This is a genomic window from Methylophaga sp. UBA2496 (assembly GCF_002341635.1).
In the GTDB taxonomy this organism is placed as follows: domain Bacteria; phylum Pseudomonadota; class Gammaproteobacteria; order Nitrosococcales; family Methylophagaceae; genus Methylophaga.
The window spans coordinates 367,579-391,741 of sequence record NZ_DDOK01000005.1; the positions used below are offsets into that span (position 1 = coordinate 367,579).

At 44.6% G+C, this 24,163-nt stretch carries 17 protein-coding genes and 1 tRNA gene; 13 read left to right on the top strand and 5 right to left on the bottom strand.

Features of this window, described 5'->3' with window-relative positions:
• Positions 1 to 32 precede the first annotated feature (32 nt).
• The 5 genes from B2W60_RS08890 to B2W60_RS08910 all read left to right on the top strand — a co-directional run bounded on the left by B2W60_RS08890 (position 33) and on the right by B2W60_RS08910 (position 8,621).
• Complete coding sequence (locus tag B2W60_RS08890) at positions 33 to 6,044, top strand: hemagglutinin repeat-containing protein (RefSeq protein ID WP_292359613.1); 6,012 nt, start codon at positions 33 to 35, stop codon at positions 6,042 to 6,044.
• Positions 6,045 to 6,057: 13 nt separating this feature from the next.
• A complete protein-coding gene (locus B2W60_RS08895; RefSeq protein WP_292359611.1) occupies positions 6,058 to 6,573 on the top strand; it encodes a hypothetical protein in 516 nt (171 codons plus the stop codon).
• An 85-nt stretch (positions 6,574 to 6,658) separates the two neighbouring features.
• Positions 6,659 to 7,279 (top strand): hypothetical protein, encoded by a 621-nt coding sequence (locus B2W60_RS08900; protein ID WP_292359609.1) that lies wholly within the window; start codon positions 6,659 to 6,661, stop codon positions 7,277 to 7,279.
• A gap of 57 nt (positions 7,280 to 7,336) precedes the next feature.
• On the top strand, positions 7,337 to 7,957 hold the full coding sequence (locus B2W60_RS08905; protein ID WP_292359607.1) for a tetratricopeptide repeat protein: 621 nt from the start codon (positions 7,337 to 7,339) through the stop codon (positions 7,955 to 7,957).
• A 286-nt stretch (positions 7,958 to 8,243) separates the two neighbouring features.
• Positions 8,244 to 8,621, top strand: coding sequence for a hypothetical protein (locus tag B2W60_RS08910; protein WP_292359606.1), 378 nt, complete (start codon positions 8,244 to 8,246; stop codon positions 8,619 to 8,621).
• Positions 8,622 to 9,076: 455 nt separating this feature from the next.
• Here B2W60_RS08910 and B2W60_RS08915 read toward each other — a convergent pair.
• A tRNA-Ser gene (locus B2W60_RS08915) sits at positions 9,077 to 9,167 on the bottom strand.
• A gap of 154 nt (positions 9,168 to 9,321) precedes the next feature.
• Between B2W60_RS08915 and B2W60_RS08920 the strand changes: the two genes are divergently transcribed.
• From B2W60_RS08920 to B2W60_RS08940, 5 genes are all read left to right on the top strand, one after another.
• On the top strand, positions 9,322 to 9,993 hold the full coding sequence (locus B2W60_RS08920; protein WP_292359604.1) for a Bax inhibitor-1/YccA family protein: 672 nt from the start codon (positions 9,322 to 9,324) through the stop codon (positions 9,991 to 9,993).
• A gap of 68 nt (positions 9,994 to 10,061) precedes the next feature.
• The gene (locus B2W60_RS08925; protein ID WP_292359602.1) at positions 10,062 to 10,271 is read left to right on the top strand and encodes a YgaP-like transmembrane domain; all 210 of its coding nucleotides are present in this window, start codon (positions 10,062 to 10,064) and stop codon (positions 10,269 to 10,271) included.
• A gap of 15 nt (positions 10,272 to 10,286) precedes the next feature.
• On the top strand, positions 10,287 to 11,294 hold the full coding sequence (gene moaA, locus B2W60_RS08930; RefSeq protein ID WP_292359600.1) for a GTP 3',8-cyclase MoaA: 1,008 nt from the start codon (positions 10,287 to 10,289) through the stop codon (positions 11,292 to 11,294).
• Positions 11,287 to 12,117 carry a formate dehydrogenase accessory sulfurtransferase FdhD gene (locus B2W60_RS08935; RefSeq protein WP_292359598.1) on the top strand — a complete coding sequence of 277 codons (831 nt, stop codon included), beginning with the start codon at positions 11,287 to 11,289 and terminating at the stop codon, positions 12,115 to 12,117. Before moaA ends, B2W60_RS08935 begins: the two co-directional genes overlap by 8 nt.
• Positions 12,118 to 12,120: 3 nt before the next feature.
• A complete protein-coding gene (locus B2W60_RS08940; RefSeq protein WP_292359596.1) occupies positions 12,121 to 12,570 on the top strand; it encodes a GNAT family N-acetyltransferase in 450 nt (149 codons plus the stop codon).
• A gap of 23 nt (positions 12,571 to 12,593) precedes the next feature.
• Here the strand turns inward: B2W60_RS08940 and B2W60_RS08945 are convergent, their stop codons facing one another.
• From B2W60_RS08945 to B2W60_RS08960, 4 genes are all read right to left on the bottom strand, one after another.
• The gene (locus B2W60_RS08945; protein ID WP_292359595.1) at positions 12,594 to 13,010 is read right to left on the bottom strand and encodes a MazG nucleotide pyrophosphohydrolase domain-containing protein; all 417 of its coding nucleotides are present in this window, start codon (positions 13,008 to 13,010) and stop codon (positions 12,594 to 12,596) included.
• The gene (locus B2W60_RS08950; RefSeq protein WP_292359593.1) at positions 13,010 to 13,414 is read right to left on the bottom strand and encodes an RNA-binding S4 domain-containing protein; all 405 of its coding nucleotides are present in this window, start codon (positions 13,412 to 13,414) and stop codon (positions 13,010 to 13,012) included. The genes B2W60_RS08945 and B2W60_RS08950 overlap by 1 nt, the downstream gene beginning before the upstream one ends.
• On the bottom strand, positions 13,414 to 15,375 hold the full coding sequence (gene acs, locus B2W60_RS08955; RefSeq protein WP_292359591.1) for an acetate--CoA ligase: 1,962 nt from the start codon (positions 15,373 to 15,375) through the stop codon (positions 13,414 to 13,416). The genes B2W60_RS08950 and acs overlap by 1 nt, the downstream gene beginning before the upstream one ends.
• Positions 15,376 to 15,505: 130 nt before the next feature.
• Positions 15,506 to 17,026, bottom strand: a complete 1,521-nt coding sequence (locus B2W60_RS08960) for an aldehyde dehydrogenase family protein (protein ID WP_292359589.1) — start codon at positions 17,024 to 17,026, stop codon at positions 15,506 to 15,508.
• Between the two features lie 268 nt (positions 17,027 to 17,294).
• On the opposite strand from B2W60_RS08960, the gene B2W60_RS08965 reads away from it, so the two are divergent.
• From B2W60_RS08965 to B2W60_RS08975, 3 genes are all read left to right on the top strand, one after another.
• Positions 17,295 to 18,221, top strand: coding sequence for an AraC family transcriptional regulator (locus B2W60_RS08965; protein ID WP_292359587.1), 927 nt, complete (start codon positions 17,295 to 17,297; stop codon positions 18,219 to 18,221).
• Positions 18,222 to 18,400: 179 nt separating this feature from the next.
• Positions 18,401 to 20,092: an autotransporter assembly complex protein TamA gene (locus tag B2W60_RS08970; protein ID WP_292359585.1), complete on the top strand. Its 1,692-nt coding sequence runs from the start codon at positions 18,401 to 18,403 to the stop codon at positions 20,090 to 20,092.
• Positions 20,092 to 24,141: a translocation/assembly module TamB domain-containing protein gene (locus B2W60_RS08975; RefSeq protein ID WP_292359583.1), complete on the top strand. Its 4,050-nt coding sequence runs from the start codon at positions 20,092 to 20,094 to the stop codon at positions 24,139 to 24,141. Before B2W60_RS08970 ends, B2W60_RS08975 begins: the two co-directional genes overlap by 1 nt.
• Positions 24,142 to 24,163 lie beyond the last annotated feature (22 nt).

Here is a 24,163-nt window from a genome sequence, read left to right on the forward strand (position 1 = left end):
CGTTGAATCATCTGAGATAAGGGATTAAAAAGATGAACAAAAATAAATTCAAGGTGGTGTTTAACAGAGCACGCGGTTTGATGATGGTGGTTGCAGAAAACGTCGGATGTCACTCTTCGGGAAGTAACTCAATCGTAACAACAAAACCTTGCCCTATGGTCCTCGCGACTCTGCGTCCGTTGATTTTCTCAATGCTTGTCATGAGTAGTCTGGTAATAATGACCAGCCCAACCTATGCAGACATCATTGCCGATCCTAATGCTCCAGCCACTCAGCAACCGATTATTAATGAAACAGCAAATGGTTTGCCATTGGTCAATATTCAGTCCCCCAGCGCTGAGGGTGTCTCACGTAACTCCTATCGCCAGTTCGATGTAAAGTCGAAAGGCGCTATCCTCAATAACAGCAATAAAAATACCCAAACCCAACTTGGCGGCTGGGTTCAAGGCAATCCCTACCTTGCCGGGGGCACAGCTAAAGTAATATTGAATGAGGTTAACAGTCAAAATCCGAGTTTGCTGAACGGCTATATTGAAGTGGCCGGTAGTCGCGCTCAGGTTGTTATTGCCAATCCGGCAGGTATCAGCTGCAGTGGTTGTGGCTTTATCAATGCGAATCGCGCCACGCTGACGACGGGGAAACCCATCCTGAATAATGGCAACCTGCTAGGTTATCGCGTCGGGGGCGGGAAGATTAACTTTTTAGGGAATGGACTCGATACTTCACAAACTAACTTCACCGATGTGATTGCACGCGCAGTCAATGTAAACGCTGGTATTTGGGCGAATACGCTTAATATTACCACCGGTACCAACCAGATCAGTATCGATAAAAAAGGTAATCAGACCAACGTAAGACCTATTGCCCCTGATGCAGGAGCTGCTACCCCAGCCTTTGCCATTGACGTTGCTGCACTAGGAGGCATGTACGCGGGCAAAATTCACATGGTTGGAACAGAATTTGGTTTGGGTGTAAGGAATGCTGGTGATATCGGAGCAAGCGTTGGCAGTGTCAGTATTACTGCCGATGGGGTGCTGCAAAATATCGGCGTTATCAGTGCTAAATGCAATATCCAGTTGGATGTTGCAGGTCTGGAAAGTGATGGCAGTGTTAGAGCAGATGGTGACATTAGCATCAAGCTGGCTTCTGATTATATTCACACCAGTAAGCTGCAAGCAGGCGCTAATCTTAACTTACATACCAGTGGTGACATTACTAATCAATCGACCATACTTGCAAGTCAATCGCTACACCTTAGCGCCAACAACATTGACAATATGTTGAATGGGGAAATAGTCGGCCTTGATACTCATATTACCGCCGTGGACAAGATTGCAAACCAGGGCCTGATTGATGGCGTAAATACGCTCATCAACGCAGATAATCTGCTCAATAGTGAAGCCGGCAGTATCTTTGCTGATCAAGTCGCTATTCAGGTTGCTAACCTTGGCAATGATGCAGGTGCTGTAATCGCTGCTCGTAACCGGCTTGATATGGGCGCAACGACTATTGAAAATAGTGATGATAGCTTGATATTCAGCGCAGGCGATTTGGCGATAGCCGGCAGTCTCGATGGTGCTAATCAATCCATTGGAACTGCAGATTCACTTATTAATGATGGCGCGACTATTGAGGCATTGGGTGAGGCAACTTTTACTATCACCGATTTACAAAACTTAAATTCCAATCTGGTCACACAACTGGTGCAGACTGGTTCCGGCAGCTTTGATCGATTTAATCCTGCAGGGACTGGCGCTATACTTGAAAGCTCTGATTATCCGGGTGCCCATATCGGTAACGTTAATGTGGAATGGCGTTCAGCAGGGCCATACACATTCCGCGAATACACACGCTTTTTAGGAACCAGACGGTTCTACGAAACACAAATCGTCTCATCTGATCCCGGTCAGATTCTCTCGGGTGGCGATATGTCTTTCCGCGGTTCTGTTATCAATAGCGACAGTCAGATCATCGCCGGAGGCAACCTTGATGTTACTGGCGCCTCCGTACAAAACCTGAATTCAGAGGGGCGAATTGTTACAAGCTATAGTGGTACCGCCTACTATTATGATTGGGATGGCCACGACAATGATTACGATATTGATGTTATCGGTCCCTATAAACCCGCCAATCATGTCGTTACGTATAACCTCTCTACTACACAGCTGGATGGTAATACGACTCCAGCGGGCAGCGAAACCAGTGTTAACTCAGCAACTGTTCCTGTTGTTGCAAGCAGCCTGTTTCAACCCAATCCTGATGTCGCAGCAGATTATCTGATTGAAACCAATCCACGCTTTGCCAATTATCGCTCTTGGTTAAGTTCTGATTACATGCTGCAGCAACTGGCATTTGATCCCGCGACTACGCAAAAGCGTTTGGGGGATGGCTTCTATGAGCAACGGTTGGTGCGTGAACAAGTTGCCCAATTAACCGGACGTCGTTTCCTTGATGGACACGCTAATGATGAAGCGCAATATCAGGCTTTGATGACGTCGGCCCTTACACAAGTCAGTGGCTTACAGCTCATCCCGGGGGTAGCACTTTCAGCCGAGCAGATGGCACAACTCACCAGCGATATTGTCTGGCTGGTTGAACAAACGGTTACGCTGCCTGATGGCTCAGTCACCCAGGCATTGGTTCCTAAAGTTTATATCAGACCTCAGACAGAGGATATGCAGCCGACCACCGGTTTGATGGCAGGCAACACGGTCACCATGAACCTCACTGCGGATGTGACCAATGAGGGGACGATTGCCGGTCGCGAGATCGTGGAATTGAATGCTGACAATATCAATAATCTGGGCGGTCAGATTGTGGCTGATTCGACGTTATTAAAAGCCAAAGATGATATCAACAACATTGGCGGTAAAGTCAGAGCAGGAGATGCCATGCTGTTGGAGGCCGATAATGACATTAACCTTCGAAGTACAACACAAAGCAGCAAACAAAGAGAAGGCGCCAACAGTTTTAGTCGGACGAATATAGATCGTGTTGCCGGACTGTATCTCAGCAACCCCGATGCGATTCTCATTGCCTCAGCAGGTAATGACGTTAACTTTATGGCTGCCAGTATCGTCAATCGTGGTGAAGGTGGCATCACGCAAATCACTGCTGAAAAAAATATCAACCTTGGCACAGTGCAGATTGCCGAACAGAACAGCAGCATTCGTAACGCTAAAAACTATGTCAAACATGGTGGCACACAAGAGATTGGCAGCATCATCGAAACAACTGGCGATATTGCATTAAATGCAGGCAACGACTTTAATGCAACAGCCGCTAGCATCACCAGTGAAGCTGGCGCAATCAATGTCACCGCTACGCAAGATATCAACATCATTGAAGGCCGTGAAACTAGCAACTTCGATACGGCACGTAAGGTAAAACGAAGCAGCACCTTCAGCAGTAAAACCAAAACCCGCCGCGATGTTTTCAAATCGGATAACAGCATCAGTAGTAACTTCAGTGGTGAAGCCGTTATGTTAGATGCCGGTAACGAACTGAACATTCGTGGCAGCAATGTTATCAGTGATAACGGCACCACATTAAGCGCAGTAGATAATGTGAATATCACTGCTGCCAACAACACAGCTTACGAATTTCATGAGCGAAAAACCAAAAAGAGTGGCCTTAGCGCCAGCGGTGGAAGTCTTACTCTGGGCAGCAGCCAACTCAACACCAAGCAAACGACAAACAGTACTAATCAAACCGGCAGCACCGTGGGTAGTTTAGAAGGCGATGTGATCATAAACAGTGGTAAAACCTATACCCAAAAAGCCAGTGATGTGCTGGCCCCGCAAGGCAATATTGATATCAGTGCTCAACAGGTCAGTATCGTTGCTGGGAAAAACACCCGTGATAACACTCAAGAGACTAAATTTAAACAAAGTGGCTTAACGCTTGCGGTTCAAAGTAGTGCACTTAACCTTGCACAAAATGTTGTAGATACCACACAGTCCACTTTACAAAGCGAAGGCAGTCGAAACAAAGCGTTGAACGCACTACAAACTTATGCCAATAGCGCAACACTTATGGAACAAGGAGGTGCAGCCATTGATGCCATTAATGCGGGCGAGATTCAGTATGCAGCTTCTTCGGCAGGCATCAAATTAAGTATTAGCGTTGGTAGCAGCAACAGTGAAAGTTTCAGCAGCTCAAGCCTAACTAATCACCAAGGCAGTCTAGTGAAGGCCGGTCGTGATGTCAGTATCACAGCAACTGAGGATGACTTGACTGTAGTGGGGAGTCATATTGCAGCAGATAAAAACGTCACTCTCGATGCTTCACGAAACATCAACTTGATCGCCAGTGCCGATAAAGAAACCAATCAAAGTAAAAACAAATCCAGTAGTGCCAGTATCGGAATTTCTATTGGGGTCGGGGGTGAGGGAACAGGTTTAAGCCTCGATCTGGCAGCCAGCCGAGGTAAAGGAAAAGCCAATAGTGACAGTCTGACTTACAACAATACACAGGTTTCTGCTGGAGAAACACTTGCTCTGAATTCTGGCAACGACACAAATTTAATAGGTGCCAATGCCCGCGGGAAACAAGTGATTGCCGACGTCGCGGGAGATCTTAACATTGAAAGTGTGCAGGATACCGCGACAAGCAAGGCTAAACAAAGCAACACTGGTATCAGCATCAGCATACCCATCGGCGCTGGTATTGCTGGCGGCAGCATTAGCAATAGCAAACAAAAAAGTAACAGCAATTACGCCAGTGTTTATGAGCAAAGCGGTATCAAAGCAGGAGAAGATGGGTTTGATATCACCATAGCAGGTAACACGGATCTTAAGGGCGCAGTGATAGATAGCATTGCCACTGCCGACAAAAACCAACTCACTACCAGTACTTTGACTGTAAATGATATCCAGAACCATATGGATGCAGATGCCAGCTCACAAGGCATAACTCTCAGCAAGGACATGCTCAGTAGTAAATACGTTGCCGCTAAGGGCCTTGCAAGCAATTTACAGAATCATGGTGCCGCAGATATTAAGGATAGCAGCACAACACTGAGCGCTATCAGCCCTGCAAGCATAACGATCACGGATGAAACTGCTCAAATCGCATTAACGGATAAAAATGCCGAAGAAACCATCGGTTCATTGAATCGAGATACATCTGATACAAATCGTGTTCTGGAAAGACCCGATATGGAGGCTTTACAAGAAAAAGCACAGCAGGAACAAGCGGATAAACTGCTACTTTCTGCAACGATTTCAACATTTACTGATGAAGCATTTAAAAAAATGTTTTTGGCCAAAGCCAAAGTATTTGAAGTTGAAAGGGATGATGAAGGAAATGTTGTTAGAGACAGTGAAGGCAAACCCATAATGCACGAAATAGATGAGCCTGAAAAATTCAGATTAAAAGTAAATGGAGAAAACAAAAAGCTTAATGTATTCACTAATGGTCTTTTCAATGATGAATCGGCAGCTGGGGCTTATTCCGTTCAAATGGCTGAGGCACCAATTGGTGAGAAGGTTTATGTGGTCCATTTTCCAGACGCAAATAATTTTCTTTCAGAACTACTTGTAGCGGGGTATCAGAAAGGTTTAGAGAGTGCTGCATTGGGGAACACTAATGCTACACAAGAAATTATAAATCTGTCCCAAATATATGGACAGGACGGACTTAATTTGATTGGTCATAGTCGTGGATCGATGACGATTGGTAATGCTATGGAAACACTTCAAACCATGGGCTTAGTTGAGCCCCTTAGTAATACAAACATAAAGTTTGTGGGACCAGCATATTCTGCTCAAGAGGCAGCTAACTCCTTAGATACTTTAAGCGGAGGCAACCAGACATCAGTTGAGTTACAAAATCATATGGCGGATTTTGTAGGAAGATTGATTGGCGGTAACCCAGCCACTTATGGTGAAGTAGCAGAAGGAAGTGGCTTAATAAAAGAATGGATTAAACTATTTGGTGCTGCTCCTAATGTTCATGGCTGTTATGGAACAGGAGCCGCAAGTACTGATTGTTACCCCAGATATGGAGTACCAATCACTCATGATATTAATTCTGCACACTAAATTAAGGATTGTTATGAAAATCTTCCTAACAATGACCCTCTCAGTACTTATGTTTGGTTGTTCGACCTATATGCAGGATGTAGTTTACAAGCCAAGTCCAGCCACTTACCAAGAATGGTCAAAGACTGGAGCATCTAATCTTGAAATTAAAAAATCTTTATTAGAGTGCGGTAAGCCAGCTCCAGACACAAACTTCGATGTATACGAAAAAGCTTTCAAAATCAGTCGTTATGATGAAGATGCATATATAAATAAATTAGTGTTAGAGGGAAAGTGTATGGAACAAGCAGGATATTCATATAACGGATTTTATAATACTAAAAAGATATGTTCTTTAGAAAAATACAAACAATTACCCGCCTGTCAAGCAAATACAGTGATACCTGCTCACAGTCTTGAAAACCGTTTAAACGGATGGTATTGCAAAGTAAAAAGTGATTATAACTACTGTCTAACACATGCACTTGCTCCTCAGCTTTGTAGTCGTGAGAAAACAAATAATCCTCCACCTGAATGTTTACAAGACTGACATCTTAATCTAGATATATAAGAGGAGCTCCCCCTAAGAAAGTAACTAACAAACTTATTAACTTATTTTGATTTAAGGATAAATCATGAAAAAAACCATTCTAAGACTGACTTTTTCCACCCTGCTTTTTAGCCTTGTTACTGGCTGTTACACATCTACTAAATCATCTGCCCAAAAACGTCCAACCCCTTATGCAGATCAGATGATATCAATCATGGAAATTACTGATTCAACCGATCTGTATTTTCTTGAAGTACCCAGCCCAAGCAACTTGATTTCAGAAAAACTCATGCTGGCAACGTTCGAAATGGGCCAGTCAACGGTGGCGATAGACCAGCTTGTTCAATTACTTTCCTCAGGTACAGAGCTTTCAGTGGGTATTTTAGGTAAAAGTCAGGCACTCAATGTTGCAACAGTAAAAAGTGCGTTGATAAAAACCAAAGACAAGCCAGTTGCTGCAATTACTATCGTTTTGGTGGCTAATAAAAAACAGCAGGAAATATTAGGCAATGTGAATCCCCATCAAGACATTAATTTGGTCTACGTCGATAAGGAATTGCTGCCAGAAGTATCTTCTTCATGGCGCTCAAAAGACCACACCGAAGAATATCCCGATAGGGCAACCCAACTGCAACGGGATATGCAAAATCAGAGTAACCACGAGATGAGTGCTCTGTTGCGAAACACCTCTTCAAAAACTAGATGAGAACTATTAATAAATTCTCAATTGAGCATCTATTTGCAATAAATTTAAGGATAAAAAATGCATTTACTAAAAATATATCTAGTTTTGTTATTAATTCTCTCAAGCATGAGCTGTGCGACTGTTTCCCCTCAACAACAGCTAAATTATGAGGGTAATAAAGCATACCTTTCCGGACGTTATCAGGAAGCACTTCGAGGTTATGAAAAAACGCTGGAGGTGGCAAATAAAAATAAAGACCAGCAATATATTGCTATTGCAATGTATGGTCTGGGAAGAACAAATATTAAGCTTTGTAGATTGGATGAAGCTGAAAAATGGTTGAAACAATCCATTATTGTTCGTGAAAAGGTGGCTGATAATGATGAAGCAAAGATTACACAAAATATATCAGAACTTGCCAGATTATATAAAGCTCAACAGCGTTACTTAGAAGCCAATGTTCTTTTTGAAAGGTCTTTACCGTTACTTTATCAAATGAAGGCTGATCACTCAGATCCGATTGAACTTGCAAATCATCTTGATGAATATGAAAAGTCCCTTCATCAAACAGGACGGCTGTCAGAAGCAGATGTTATTGCCATAAAAAGCAGTGAATTAAGGCAAAACAATCCTGGAAAGATTGCACTTTATAGCCCTGATCCAATACCACAAAGCTGTTTTATATCAAGTGGCCAATGAAATAAGGAAAGGCATCGTGAGGCAGAACGAATGGGAGGACTCACTAAAGAATGGGCGAATGTATGCGAGATAACGGTACGTTTATTTAGAGTAGTGCAATGAGCGATGTCAATACCCGTAAAAATTAAATCATAACTCCCTTTAAAACCAGAACATTATGGCTGAATTATTGGTTTTAGATTCCATTAATTCTGGGTGGAGATTGATTCAAATAATAATGTAAAAATCGCGCAGCCAGGCGAGTAAAAGTACACCCTGTATGGGCTGGGGTAAGAGTAAGAATGAAATGGATGATCAGCTTTGCCCAGACAAAAATATTTCAATCAAAAAGAAAAGGAAATCACTTATGAAAAAGCAGTCATTACTAATTTCAATGTTACTCAGTCTTAGCGTGTTACTAGCCCAAGGATGCTCAAACTCCAACTTCAATAGCAAGATTGATCATGATTGCCCGTACCCACCAAAAGAAAACTTAATAAATGGTCATTTAAAACCCGAGAACGGCGTAACACTTAAATGCCAAGTGAAAAACTTCACCAATAGAATGTCTTGCATTGAAATCATAGATGAAGAAGACGAAGGGTTATTTTGTAGCAATGGATCAAAGAAAGCTTTATTTGTTTTTGATAAGAACGACATTCTCAAAAATTATAAATTCTATTAATCCTTTGAGTTATTAACTTATATCAATGGAGAATAACTAAATTGATTTTACGTCTTAAGTATAAACTCAGTGTTTATTTACAATGCTGAAGAGAAAATGAATGATTCATAATGGAAAAAAGATATCAAAAATATTTATTAGATTTTCTTGCTTTACTCTAATCATTTTTTTTGTTTTCCTCCTGCACTACATTCGGTTCTAACGCAATTAAAGCCGCGCAACGACCTGAAGAAACAGAGCGGCAGACGGAGATGCGTCTAAATCAAGAATGGCATGCTTGTATGACGGAAAAGGGTTACCGGGATACGCGTGCTGTGCCGCAGTAGAATTAAAAGCAAATACTGCATTTATGTACGACAATATAAACTGAAATAATTTCTAAATACAGAACAGCTAAAATCCCAATTACAAAACCCCAGATACAAAAAAAACGGACCGAAGTCCGTTAGTTTGTTTGGCGGAGGGACAGGGATTCGAACCCTGGGTAGGCTATAAACCCACGCCGGTTTTCAAGACCGGTGCATTCAACCGCTCTGCCATCCCTCCAAGACGCGGCATATTACTAGGAATGACCTGATCTGACAACAGTGAATGCAAAATTTATATAGCTATTGCCATTTAGAACTTATCCGGTAGGATGATGTCCATTGGATGAACCACCAATCATCAATACTTTACTGAGTAATGGAGAAATAAACTGATGAACTACGATACACAATCAACAGTTGTACGCTCGCGCGAGTCTGCGCTGCAAACCAACAAGTTATTGCGTAACACCTATGTACTACTGGCAATGACGCTCGGCTTTAGTGCCGTTACAGCTGGTGTTTCAATGGTTTTAAACCTGCCGCATCCCGGCATTATCATCACTTTGATCGGATACTTCGGTCTGTTGTTCCTGACAGCTAAATTGCGCAACAGTGTCTGGGGTATCGCTTCTGTATTCGCGTTAACAGGGTTTATGGGCCTGACACTGGGACCAATTGTTAATGCTTATTTAGGATTACCGAATGGCCCGCAAATCGTTATGCAAGCTCTGGGTGCGACCGGCATTGTGTTTTTAGGATTGTCTGCTTATGCGATTAAATCTGAGAAAGATTTCAGCTTTATGGGCGGCTTCCTGTTTGTTGGTATTCTGGTTGCTTTCCTGGCGGGGCTGGCGGCAATCTTCTTCAGCATGCCTGGCTTGTCATTAGCAGTTTCTGCCATGTTTGTACTGTTGATGTCTGGTCTGATTCTGTATGAAACCAGCAACATCATTCACGGCGGTGAAACGAACTACATCATGGCAACCATTACCCTGTATGTCAGTATCTACAACTTGTTCACCAGCCTGTTACATCTGATTGGCGCTTTCTCAAGCAGTGATTAATTAGCCAGTCAATTGCGTTATTCTTTCAAGCCCCTGCAAAGGGGCTTGTTTGTATCTGGAGCAATGTAATGAAAAAGAATCTTGGCAAAACAGACAGAACGTTACGCATCATAATCGGTCTGTTTATAATAGCGATTGCATTGTATTACCAAAGTTGGTGGGCCTTGCTCGGATTGGGGCTGCTGATTAATGGTTTAAGTGGTCGCTGCGGTGGGTATGCTTTGTTTGGCTTTTCTACCGCAAAGGCCTGCGATATTTCTGATAAAGAGCGTAACTAGCGCATAATAAACATCATGACGGATAAAAAAACACAATTAATCGATAATTTCGGACGGCGTGTGTCGTATGTACGCATTTCGATCACCGATCGTTGTGATTTTCGTTGTGTGTATTGCATGGATGAAGAAATGACCTTCATGCCGCGTGAACGGCTACTGACGTTGGAAGAGATCGCTTTTCTGGTAAAAGCGTTTTGTGAGTTAGGCGTTGAAAAAGTGCGTATTACTGGTGGCGAACCATTAGTGCGTCGCAACGTAGATTGGTTAATCGAACAGATTGGCGCGCTGAAACACACCACATCGCTTAAAGAGCTGAACTTAACCACCAACGGCTCCCAGTTACCGAAGTACGCTGAAAAGCTGGCTGCAGCCGGTATGGATCGTATTAATATCAGTCTGGACTCGTTAAATGCCGAGCGCTTTCGTGAACTCACCCGTACTGGGGAATTAACTCAGGTATTGGATGGGATTGAAGCGGCTAAACAAGCCGGCTTTAAACGCATCAAACTGAACGCGGTCATTATGAAAGGTCGTAACGAGGATGAAATTATCGATCTGGCACAGTTTGCTATCGATAATGATCTCGATATTTCCTATATCGAAGAGATGCCGTTAGGCCAGGTAACGCATAGTCGTAATGAAAGCTACTGCAGTAGTGATGAAGTGCTTGCCACATTACAAAAGCATTTTGATTTGCAAAGCAGTATCGCCAATACCGGTGGCCCATCGCGTTATTACAAGGTTGCTGGTACCAATAGCAAAATCGGTTTTATTTCCCCGCATAGCCATAATTTCTGTGAAAGCTGTAATCGGGTCAGAGTGACGACAGAGGGCCGTCTGCTGTTATGTCTGGGGCAGGAGCACTCGATGGATTTGCGCGATATTATCCGACGTCATCCGGGCGATATCGAACAACTCAAACAGGCCATTATCAAGTCAATGGATATCAAACCGAAAGGCCATGACTTTAACATCAAAGAACAACCGATTATCTTTCGCCATATGAGTGTCACCGGTGGCTAGTTATCAGCCGGAAATGACCAATCAGGGCATTAATCGCCTGCATACCACCACTGTTTTAGATGAGTCAGGCGCATCCCGCGAAGTCTCATTAACTGGTGAAAGACCACTGACCATTTATCTGGATAATCGTGAGATTGTTACGTTGATGACGCTGGGTGGACAGCCGGAGTTATTGACGCTGGGTTATCTGCGTAATCAGGGACTTGTCGACGAAATAACGCATATTAAATCCATCCAGGTGGATTGGGATGTCGATGCCGTCGCTGTGACCACCTTTCAGCAGAAAAACAATCTTGATTCGCTGATGTCCAGACGAATTGCCACCAGTGGCTGTGGGCAGGGCACCATGTTTGGGCATGTGATGGATTCGCTTTCAGAACTGAAACTGCAATGTCCGGAATTCAGTGCTCAGTCTATCTATGACGTGTTGCATGCGTTAAACGAATACAACGAAATGTATAAACAGGCAGGGGCCGTACATGGCTGTGCGCTGTGCCAGCAAAATGAAGTGTTATTTTTTGTGGAAGATGTCGGACGACATAATGCCGTTGATGCGATTTCCGGCTGGATGTGGCTGAACAATATCCATGGCGACGGAAAAGTGTTTTATACCACGGGTCGGCTGACTTCCGAGATGGTGATAAAAGTGGCGCAGATGCAGGTGCCCTTATTGTTGTCGCGCAGTGGCGTGACCGAAATGGGGCTTAGTATCGCTTTGGATATTGGGATTGGAATGGTTGCCCGAGCGAAAGGGAAACACTTTCTGGTGTATACCGGCAAGGAGCAGTTCCAAACCGAAAATTTATTAACTCCCGCAGGGTAAAGCATGAAAATTCAGACAGCTGTTAGCACGGATGTACCGCAGTTGTGTTTGTTACTCGATAGCTTGTTCAGTCAGGAAGCCGAATTTAAACCGGATCACGAATTACAGGCTCTGGGTCTGGGGGCGATTATTGATGGCGATGGTATCGGCGATATTCTGGTCGCAAAAGCAGAGGGCCAGATTATCGGTATGGTGAATTTGCTCTATACCGTTTCAACTGCTTTGGGCAGTCGCGTAGCGATTCTGGAGGATATGGTTATCGCACCACAAAACCGCGGACAGGGAGTCGGGTCGGCATTATTGAAACATGCGATTGAATTTGCCAGAGAAAAGGGCTGTAAACGTATCACCTTGCTCACGGATCATGACAATGATCCCGCGCATCGGTTTTATGAACAGCATGGTTTCACCGAATCATCTATGTTGACATATAGGTTATTTTTAGATGTTTAAAAACATATAATTACCTACATAACCTAATTCTTTTTCTCGATAGATTTCGCTTCATCCCACAATGCATCCAGCTCATCTAATGAGGCGGTTTTTAATGTTTTCTGCTGTTTGAAAATCTGCGTTTCAATGTATCGAAAGCGGCGGAGGAATTTCTGATTACATTGCTGGATGGCTTGTTGCGGATCGATATTCAGGTGTCTGGCGAGATTGGTAATAGCAAATAACAAATCGCCAATTTCTTCCTGTAATTTAGTCTGATCTCTGTCATCCAGTTCGGCTGCTACTTCATCGAGTTCTTCATGAATTTTGGCAATCACGCCATCAATATGTGGCCAGTCAAAACCAATCTGCGCAGCGGTTTTTTGCAGTTCAACAGCATACTGCAGTGCCGGCAGTTCTTTATCTGCACTGGCGAGCAGGGAAGATTTGTCTATGCTCATCAGTCGCCTCGGGTAAATTTAATGATATGCCGGCGATCACGTTTGCTGGGCCGGCCTTTTTGGTCACGAAAACCTAAAGGTTCATTTTTAATCTGCTCACGCAACAATTCGCGTTTTTCACGACTCTCTGCGGTTTCCTGATAGAGCAACTGGGCTTCGCTGGCCGGTCGACGTTGTTTTTGTAGGCCTAAAACATCAATGACATATTCATAAGGCGGTTGTGAAATGGTTAATTGATCACCAGGATGGATTGTTCTGCTGGGTTTGGCACGCTGACCGTTTGCATGAACTTTACCACCATTAATGGCTTCAACGGCCAGGCTGCGGGTTTTGTAAAACCGCGCAGCCCAGAGCCACTTATCCAATCGTTGATTTTTCTGACTTTCGGGTTCGGCTTTCGCCATTAAGCCTTACCTTGCAGTTGCAATAAAATGCCTTCGTTTTCCAGGGTGGAGGTGTCTTGCGTGATCTCCTCACCTTTGGCAATGGTGCGCAGCAAACGACGCATGATTTTGCCGCTGCGGGTTTTAGGCAGATTATCGGAATAACGGATTTCATCGGGTTTGGCGATAGGTCCGATTTGCTCTGCTACCCAGGCGCGTAATTCATTGGTCATATCTTCATCAACGCCGCCCGCCGGACGCTCACCTTTTAATACAACATAGGCAAACACTGATTCGCCTTTCACATCATGGGGTTTACCTACCACAGCTGCTTCAGCAACCGCTTCATGGGCGACTAATGCCGATTCAATTTCCATGGTGCCCAAGCGATGACCGGAGACGTTGAGCACATCGTCAATACGGCCCATGATCCAGAAGTAACCTTCCTCGTCCTGACGCGCACTGTCTCCGGCCAGATAATATTTGCCATCGAAATAAGGCCAATAGGTGTCTTTATAACGTTGATCATCACCCCAGATAGTCTGGATCATCGATGGCCATGGTTTACGAATCACCAGAAAACCGCCTTGATTGGCGCCAAGTGCTTCACCTTGCTCATTGACTACGGCAGCATCTATACCGGGAAGGGCACGGGTGCAGGAACCGGGTTTAGTCACCGTTACAGCAGGAACCGGTGCAATCATGTGAGCCCCAGTTTCAGTTTGCCACCAGGTATCGACTATAGGACAGCGCTCTTGCCCAATCACCCGGTGATACCACATCCAGGCTTCCGGATTAATCGGTTCACCTACCGTGCCAAGCAAGCGTAAGTGAGACAGATCATAGCGTTGAGGAATATCATCACCGGCTTTCATTAATGCCCGAATGGCTGTCGGTGCGGTATAGAAAACAGTGACATGATGGCGGGCACAGACATCCCAGAAACGTCCGGCATCCGGAACAGTAGGAACACCTTCATAAATAATCATGGTGGCGCCGACGGCCAGCGGGCCGTAGGCAACATAGGTATGGCCGGTAATCCAGCCAACATCTGCAGTACACCAGAAGACATCTTTAGCCTGAATATCAAACACCCAGCGCATGGTGGTAATGGCATTCAGCAGGTAACCCGCTGAAGAGTGTTGAATACCTTTCGGTTTGCCGGTCGAACCTGATGTGTAAAGTAAAAAAAGCGGGTCGCAGGCATTCATCGGTTCAGGGTGGCATTCTGCTGACTGATCCTGTTCCGCATCATGCCACCAGATATCCCGACCATTCTGCAGCGTGATGTCGTTGCCACAGCGTTTGAAGACAATGACTGTTTCAACACTTTCGCAGCCTTTAGCTAATGCCTGATCAGCGGTGTTTTTCAGCGGGATGATCTTGCCACCACGATGACCACCATCCGCGGTAATCACCAGTTTGGCTTGGGTGTCTTCAATACGATCTTTCAGGGCTTCAGCCGAGAAGCCTCCAAATACGACGGAATGAATGGCGCCGATTCGGGCACAGGCCTGCATAGCTACTACGGCTTCAGTAATCATCGGCATGTAGATAATGACCCGATCGCCTTTTTGGATGCCCTGATTTTTTAACGCATTGGCAAACACACATACTTTTTCGTGCAAAACACGATACGTAATATGTTGGACGTCACCCGGTTCGCCTTCAAAAATAATGGCCGTTTTTTCCGCATTGTTTGTTAATTGCCTGTCGAGGCAGTTATAGGAAACATTCAACTGACCGTCAGCAAACCATTTATAAAACGGTGCATTACTGTCATCCAGCGTTTGGGTAAAGGGTTTTATCCAATCGAGTTCCTGTCTGGCTAAATCGCCCCAGAAAGCTAGATGGTCCTCGTCCGCTTTGGTGTACAGCGCATCAAGTTTTTTTGGGGTTAGCGCAGATGTTTTATAAAAACTCTCGCAAGGCGGAAAGTGCCGATTCTCGTGAAGGGTTGATTCAATATTATTCTGAGCCATAAATACCTTACCTTATTATTCTCTCTTTCTGAGTATAGTCCGCTACCAGCGTTAAATGTAGTCAACAGCCAATAAAAAACTCTCCCGAAAGGCATGCTTAGGGGAGAGTCTGATTTAATGGCAGTACGTTTTAGAAGAAGCCGAGCGGGCTTGTGCTGTAGCTGACCAACAGGTTTTTAGTTTGCTGGTAATGTTCCAGAGCAATCTTGTGTGTTTCACGACCGACACCGGATTTTTTGTAACCGCCAAAGGCAGCATGCGCTGGATAATGATGGTAGCAGTTGGTCCATACACGGCCTGCCTGAATAGCACGTCCCATACGATAGGCCAGGTTCATATCGCGCGTCCATAAACCGGCACCCAGACCAAATTCGGTGTCATTGGCAATTTCCAGTGCTTCAGCTTCATCTTTGAAGGTGGTTACCGAAACCACAGGTCCAAAAATTTCTTCCTGGAAGATACGCATTTTGTTATTGCCTTTCATCAAGGTGGGTTCGATGTAGAAACCGTTATTGAATTCAGGTCCTAATTGCTCGATACCACCGCCCATCAGTAATTGAGCACCTTCTTGTTTACCAATCTCAACATAGCTGAGGATTTTGTCGAACTGCTCCTGTGAAGCCTGGGCACCGACTTGTGTCTCAGTGTCCAGCGGGTTACCGCGTTTAATCATTTTGGCGCGTTCCATCACCACAGCGATGAACTCGTCGTAGATGCTTTCCTGAATCACGGCACGGGAAGGGCAGGTACAAACTTCACCTTGGTTAAAGAACGCCAAGACCATGCCTTCGGCACATTTATTAATGTAATCCTGTTCCTGTTGCATGATGTCTTCGAAGAAGATGTTTGGCGATTTACCGCCTAACTCTACGGTTGAAGGAATAATGTTTTCAGCCGCGTATTTCATAATTAATGAGCCGACTGGTGTTGAACCGGTAAACGCGATTTTGGCGATGCGTTTGCTTGTGCCTAATGCCTGGCCAGCTTCGCGACCAAAACCGTTAACAATGTTTAATGTGCCAGCAGGCAGTAAATCAGCAATTAATTCGGCCAGAATCAGGATAGATACTGGTGTTTGTTCAGCCGGTTTCATAACAACACAGTTACCAGCAGCCAATGCCGGAGCAAGTTTCCATGCCGCCATTAATAACGGGAAGTTCCAGGGAATAATCTGACCGACAACCCCGAGTGGCTCATGGAAGTGATAAGCGACAGTATTTTCGTCAATTTCACCCATCGTGCCTTCCTGAGCACGCAGGCAACCGGCAAAATAGCGGAAATGATCCGCGGCCAGAGGAATATCGGCATTCAGTGTTTCGCGAACCGCTTTACCGTTATCCCAGGTTTCTGCAACAGCCAGTTTTTCCAGATTGGCTTCGATACGATCAGCAATTTTCAGCAGGATATTACTGCGTTCCTGAACGGAGGTTTTACCCCAGGCTTCACGGGCTTTATGAGCTGCATCCAGCGCTAATTCAATATCAGCTTCCCCTGAACGCGGAATTTCACAAATGACTTCGCCGGTCACTGGAGTAATGTTGTTAAAGTATTCGCCTTTAACAGGGGCGACCCACTCGCCACCAATAAAGTTTTCATAACGTGATTTGAATGAGATCACCGACTCGGGTGTACCTGGTTTTGCGTAAATCATAAATCTCTCTCTTATATATTGTTATGGTTAAAGACCAAGCATAAATCCTAAAGCAGAAATCTTACTTGACTGATAATCCCAATTATTTGACTGATAGTCCAGAAGTGACAAAAAAGTTAACACATGGTTCGACAAGATTGCTATTTTGAAAAAATGAAAAATTCATATCAAATGCGCGGATACTCTCACTTAAGTAATATTTTCTATTGACTTGACTTCGCATAGAGTTGAGACACAAAATCAATCATCACTTATTAAGGTCTGCATTATGAACCTGAATACATTGCCTACGAGCGGTCGGCGAGAAAATCGCCAGTTGCTGATTGAAAACAAAGTGACCTTTAATGGTCCGGAAACAGAGTTGAGTATTTACGATACCTACCGCAGCTCAACGGGTGTAGCACTTAATGCAGACCACTTGTTATATTGCGGAATGGTCAGCGGTCGCAAGGTAATGCATGACCATTACAACGCGTCGGGCGAATTGTTTGTGCCGCACGAATCCTACGTTATGCCACCCGGTGAACATGTTGAAATAGATTTTCCGGATGCAAATGAGCAGCAGCCAACAACTTGTCTGACCATAGAGATTTCCAGAGAGCGTATTCAGGCCATCTCTAATCGTATGCAGGACTTGGTAAAAATTGATGCGCCGGAGCATACTTGGGAATATCAGCCTCGTATCATTCACAAGCATCACACTCGCGATACCCAGCAGTTACTGGAAAAAATGGTTTCATTTTATATTCGCAATGATCCCGATAAAGAGCTGATGGTCGATTTAGGTGTATCGGAGCTGGTGATAAGGTTGCTTCGTGAACAGGGGCGAGAAGTTTTGTTGAGTTATTGCCAGCGGGCGCCAGACGCCAGCAGTATGACGGCCGTCATCCATACACTGGAACAAAACCTTAGTGAACCATTGGATATAGAACAGTTGTGCCGGCAAGCCTGTATGAGCCGCAGTCGTTTATATGTTGAATTCAAAAAACAACTGGGTTGTACACCGGGAGAATTTCATCAACAACTCAGACTGAAATCAGCTGCCGATGCTATCCGTCGTGGTCAGAGTATTACTGAAGCCTGTTATGGTTATGGTTTCAACGACTTAAGTCATTTCAGTCGTCGTTTCAGTCATTTTTTTGGCTGTTCGCCAAGCGCTTTTCGTAAAGAAAACCTCCCGGATCAAACTAATTAATTAGCTTAAGTTAAGAACGCTGAAGGCCTGAAGCTGTCATAATCTAAGTTCGTTGGTACTGATTTCAGTTCTAACGAATCTCACTTTTTAGTAATGACAAAACTTGTATGCCGTTATGCCAACACTCTCTATACAACAGGGTCATCCTGATATTTACTCTGTGTCTATTGGCTGCCAATATGGTTTGGGCCGACGCGGAAAAAAATATCAATATCGAGATAAAGGGCGTAGATAAAAATTTGGTCGAAACCCTGTTGAATGGTTTGAGCATCAATCGGCAGAAGCAAAGTCCACGTCTGGATTCTCGAAGTGTAAACCGGTTACACAATCAAGCCATCGATGAATTGAAGCATATGCTCACGGTGTATGGTTATTATTCTCCCGAAATTACTGCCGAGTTAACAGAAACGGATGAAAATAACTGGCAAGCTCAATATCAAATTGAGTTAGGTCAACCGGTCATCATTCGTAAAATCAATCTGGCGGTAGAGGGTGATGCTAAAACTGATCCGGTATTTACTAAGCTGCTCAGCAGTTTACCGCTGAACGTAGGTGACCAGTTTGATCATGAACGTTATGAAAACGCAAAAAAGTCATTGCTCCGAGTTGCTGCTGAGCGTGGTTATTTTGATGGCGCATTCAGTTGTAGCAGAGTCAGTGTTGATGTCGAAGCAAGTGCTGCAGACATCTGTCTGGTCTATGATGCCGGGCAGCGTTATCGATTTGGTGAGATCACCTTCCCTGATACGGTTGTGAATGACAGATTACTTGATGCAATGTCACCCATCAAAGCGGGTGAACCGTTTGATTCAGGTAAATTGCTCACCCTGAGAAATAATCTGCAAAATAGTGGCTATTTTGCCTCTGTATCCACTCAGGCAATGACTTCTGCACGAGCAAATAATGAGGTTCCGGTTGATGTTTCATTAAATGAAAATCTGAAACATCGCTACAGCGCCGGTGTGGGCTATGGTACGGATACCGGGGCCAGGATGAGTCTGGGTTGGCAAAATCGCTATGTAAATGATCGGGGACACAGACTGTCTGTTGAAAGCCGTTTATCACAAATTGCCAATCGAATCGGTGCCGATTACCAGATGCCGTTCTGGAGTGAAAATATTAATACGGTTGGTTTTAATTCAGAATATAAACAGGAAGATACAGATACCAGTGAAAGTCGTTCGGTAGCGGTAGGCAGCTATTACAACCGTATGCGCTGGGGCTGGGAAGAAACCGGTAGCATCAAGTTTCTCAATGAAAGCTTTGATGTTTCAGATGACTCCGCGTCAACAACCTTATTGATTCCCGGAATTGCTTATGCCCGTACCTGGGCAGATGACACTATCTATACCCGGCAGGGAGGTCGTTTAAGTATGGAGCTGAGCGGAGCGGCAGAAGGTATTCTTTCCGATATCAGCTTTAGTCAGCTAGTCCTGCGTGGAAAATACATTCAGGGGATTGGTGACTCCAGCCGGATTATTACCAGAGCGACTGTGGGGGCCACAGAAGTCAGTGACTTTTCAAAATTACCCAGCTCATTGCGTTTCTTTGCCGGTGGGGACAATAGTATCCGTGGTTTTGACTATCAATCACTGGGACCAGAAAATGATTTGGATGAAGTCATCGGTGGCCGGTATCTGGCTGTTGGAAGCGTTGAATATGAACATATGTTTGTCAAAAACTGGGGCGCTGCGATATTTACCGATTTTGGTAACGCCTTCAATAGTTGGTCAGATCCAATAGAGTATAGTGTAGGGGTGGGTATTCGCTGGCGATCTCCTGTTGGCCTGATTCGTATTGATGTGGCCAGTGGTATTTCAGATGAAGACAAACCCTTTGGTTTGCATATCATGATAGGGCCTGATTTGTGATGAAACGCGCATTATGGATAATCGCAATTGTATTGCTGCTGATCATTCCGGCCGGCTTATATTGGTTACTAATGACCAAGTCAGGTTTTAACACAGCATTGAGTTTCACTCAGAAAACACTTCCCGAACTCACTATAAACGAAGCTAGCGGCAGACTTTACGACGGCGTTTATCTGAAGGGCATTACCTATGAACCTGAAGATGGCGATGCGATACACATAAATACCATTGATGCGCGCTGGCAGCTATGGTCGTTGCTTTCAAGCCGATTTATTATCAATCAGATTCATATTGACAGGCTGGCAATCAAACACGCTGAAACGATTACTCAGCCTGAAGAAGATGAATTGTTCACTATTCCTCAGTTCAGTTTTCCGCTGGCAGTTCACCTCAGATCGCTGCGTGTTACAAATGCAGAAGTTATTGATAATCAGGGTATTGTGACGCCTTTGTTTGATCGTTTCGATACCTCGATAAGATTGAATTACGACCGGTTAATTATTTCCTCATTAAGATTAAATCGTAATGTGCTGGCCTTTACCTTGATCGGGAACGTTCATCTTAACGAACCCTTTGCTACTAACCTGAATTACGGGTTGAGGCTGAATGATTCCGAATGGGGATTGATTTCAGCTACCGGCACGATTACCGGGGATATCAAACAAATGACGTTACGACAGCAGCTGGGTGAACCGTTTGCCTCAGAACAAACCCTGATGGTGCGTAATATTCTTGATGACCTGGATTGGCGCCTTGGCCTGGAAAGTGAATCCCTGTCATTAACCCGAATTCTTAATACTGAAATGGGTGATGTGACGGCTATTAATCTGGAAGCTAAAGGCACTCGGGAAACTGCCCGAATGGAACTGGACTTTCAGTTACAGGAATTTGAAGAAGTACATCCACCAGTTTCTGCCAGTTTGAGTCTGAACTCTACTGACTTAAAAAACTGGCGTGTTGATTTGATGACGGCGATCAGTCAAAACGGTTTTGCCGAGATCCATGGCAATATTCAGGTTGCGGAAGATCCCATGGCGAGTGGGTTTTCAATTGATGCAAGCTGGTCACAACTTCAATGGCCATGGCAACAGGATGCAGAGCTTTTAGTTGCTGAAACTTCAGGTGAACTTTCGCTAAACGGAAATCTGCAGGATTATCGTTTGATTCTCAGTAGCTCTATTGCGGCACTGGAGCAGAACTGGGCGATTAACTCTTATGTGCGTGGAGATCTGCAACAGGCGAGTATCAACTCCCTCGAAATCAAGTCTGCGTTAGCCGAACTCGACGTTAGTGGTGATGTAAGCTGGGATCCTCAATTAAATTACCAATTAAGTGGTGAATGGCAAAACCTGCAGCTTCTCGCCAGTTTAACTGGCGTGTCAGTAGAAAGTTATACGGGATTATTCAATCTGAAAGGTGAGAAACATCTGTTTGAAATCACACTTGATTCGGATTTTATTATTGATGAAATTCCACTCATTCTGAAACTCCAGGCAACCAGTCCCGAAGCCGGCATAACGGATATTCGTGCAGATACCAGAATTGCAGATGGTGGTGCCGGCTTTAGTGGTCGTATCAATTGGAAAGAGAATCTGATGGTTGATGGCAAACTGACACTCAGACAAGTTGATCCGGCCGTATTTGCAAATGAATGGCCCGGCCGAATAAGTGGTCAGGCGCAACTGAGTTTTCAGGATAAGGGGCAGGGCGATTTCGAAGCAAGTCTGCAGAATTTACATTTAAATGGAGTTTTACGGGAACGTAACTTTTCCCTGAACAGTCACCTGAAAACCGTCAACACTGATATTGCTATTGAAAATCTACAGCTGAATTTAGGTGACTCGCAATTATCTTTAAATGGCAAAGTTGAGAAACAACTGGATTTAACCTGGAAACTCAACTCGTCGAATTTGCAGGATTTTCACCCTGATTTATCTGGCAGCTTAAATGGGCAGGGGCGATTATTTGGTGAGTTGGCTAAATTAAAATTAAATGCCGATCTCGATGGTTCTTCAATTAGTTGGGCTGACGAAATGCGTATCGGCACCATTAACGCTGATGCCCAAATAGACCTTACAGATAATCAGCAAAGTAAACTCAACGTACAGTCAACCGGCATTAAAGTGGCAGAGCAGACTGTTGATTCAGTTGATCTGAGTCTGACGGGTAAACGTGATCAACATCAGCTGGGTCTGGAGATCCAGTCTGCAATAATTTCGTTATCAGGTTTGTTACAAGGCAGCCTGAATAAAGACAATCAATGGGCTGGCCGGTTACAGTCAATGACAATTGATAATGACATGGCTGGCAACTGGCAATTAGGTGAGGCCGGTGATATTCAATTGTCGGCTGATAAACAGATTATGTCGAAGCATTGCTGGCTATCGGCTGAACAGGCACAAATTTGTATTCAAGGTGAAAATGCCTTGCCCGGCGCGCAAGCACTCGTGGAAATCAATCAACTCTCCATGGAAATCCTGAAACCCTGGATTGAGGAATATGCCAAATTATCCGGTTTTATTTCCGGCCGATTGCAACTGGCAATGGAAAATGAGGGAGAGATTACCGGTACAGGAAATCTATCGCTGAACGAGGCTATTTTAAAACTTGAGTCTGAAACGATCAGTCAACAGGAACCTATCGAATTTGATACGATTGATTTACGTTATCAGCTTACCGCCGAAGAGAGCATGGTGGCCATTACTATTGCACCGGATATTGCCGGTGTAGAACCGATAGAGGCAAGATTACAAACAGCAGCTGTCAAAAAAGTGATAGCTGCACCTATGGATACGCCGCTTAACTTGCAATTGCAGACAGCCGTTGAAGATCTCGCATCATTAAATCTGGAAACCCTGGCTTTTGATGAACTGGCAGGAAAACTGGAGCTGCATGTCGATATGCAGGGTACGGCCAATAAACCGCAACTAACCTCAGCAATCAGTTTGCGTGATGGGCAAATATTTTTGGTAGATATGGGTATTACCTTGTCGGCTATCAACGCAGATATTAATGGCGATCCCTTATCAGGACTGAAAATGCTGTTACAGGCCGATTCCGCAGAAGGTCAGCTGGAAGTGGCGGGTGATTTCACCATGACGGATGCAGACTGGCTGTTCAATGCCACCATAAAAGGTGAGCAGCTTGAAGTAATGAATCTGCCTGAAGCCTATGTCATTGCCTCACCAGACCTGAAGCTAATGGTTTCTCCACAAACGGCGAAATTGAGTGGTGCGGTTAAAATTCCCAATGCAGAACTGGCCCCCATGGATTTTAATACCACCGTGTCACCCAGTCAGGATGTGGTGATAATCGGTCAAGAGGCTGATGAGGAAAAAATGCGATTGGCAACGGACCTGGATATCACTGTTCAGCTTGGCGATAAAGTCATGATTAAGGCATTAGGCTTTAGTGGACGCCTGGGAGGAGATTTACGCATATACGGTGATGCTGGTCAGCTATTGCTGGGTAATGGTGAAATAACGGTTAATGAAGGCAGTTACGCCGCCTATGGGCGGGAACTGACTGTTGATAATGGTAAGGTTCGCTTTTCCGGAGCGGCCATAGACAATCCGGATTTGGATATCAAGGCTATCCGTAAAGGCACTAACTATCAGGCGGGTATTCATATTACCGGTCCTGCAAATAATCCTCAGGCAAACCTGTTTTCCGTGCCGTCGATGAGCCAGGAAGACATCCTGTCTTATATTGTGCTTGGTCGTCCATTGGGGCAAGCCAGTGCTGCCGACGCAGCATTGCTGGCATCGGCAGCGACTAATCTGGGGATATCCAACGGCAATGCTATCAGCGATCAGATTGCCAGTACCTTTGGTCTGGATTCGGTCGAATTTACCGGAGAAAGTCCGGAGAGCGCCGCCGTGCAAATTGGCAAATATTTGTCTCCGAAACTTTATTTGGGATATGGTATCGGGATTTTTGAACCGGTGAGTACGGTTCAGTTGCGTTATACATTAAGCAAGATTTGGACTCTGCAGGCTGAATCCGGCACGCAAAGCGGGGTGGATTTGTTGTATATCTACGAAAGATAAAAAAAGCCCTGTGTTGTCACAG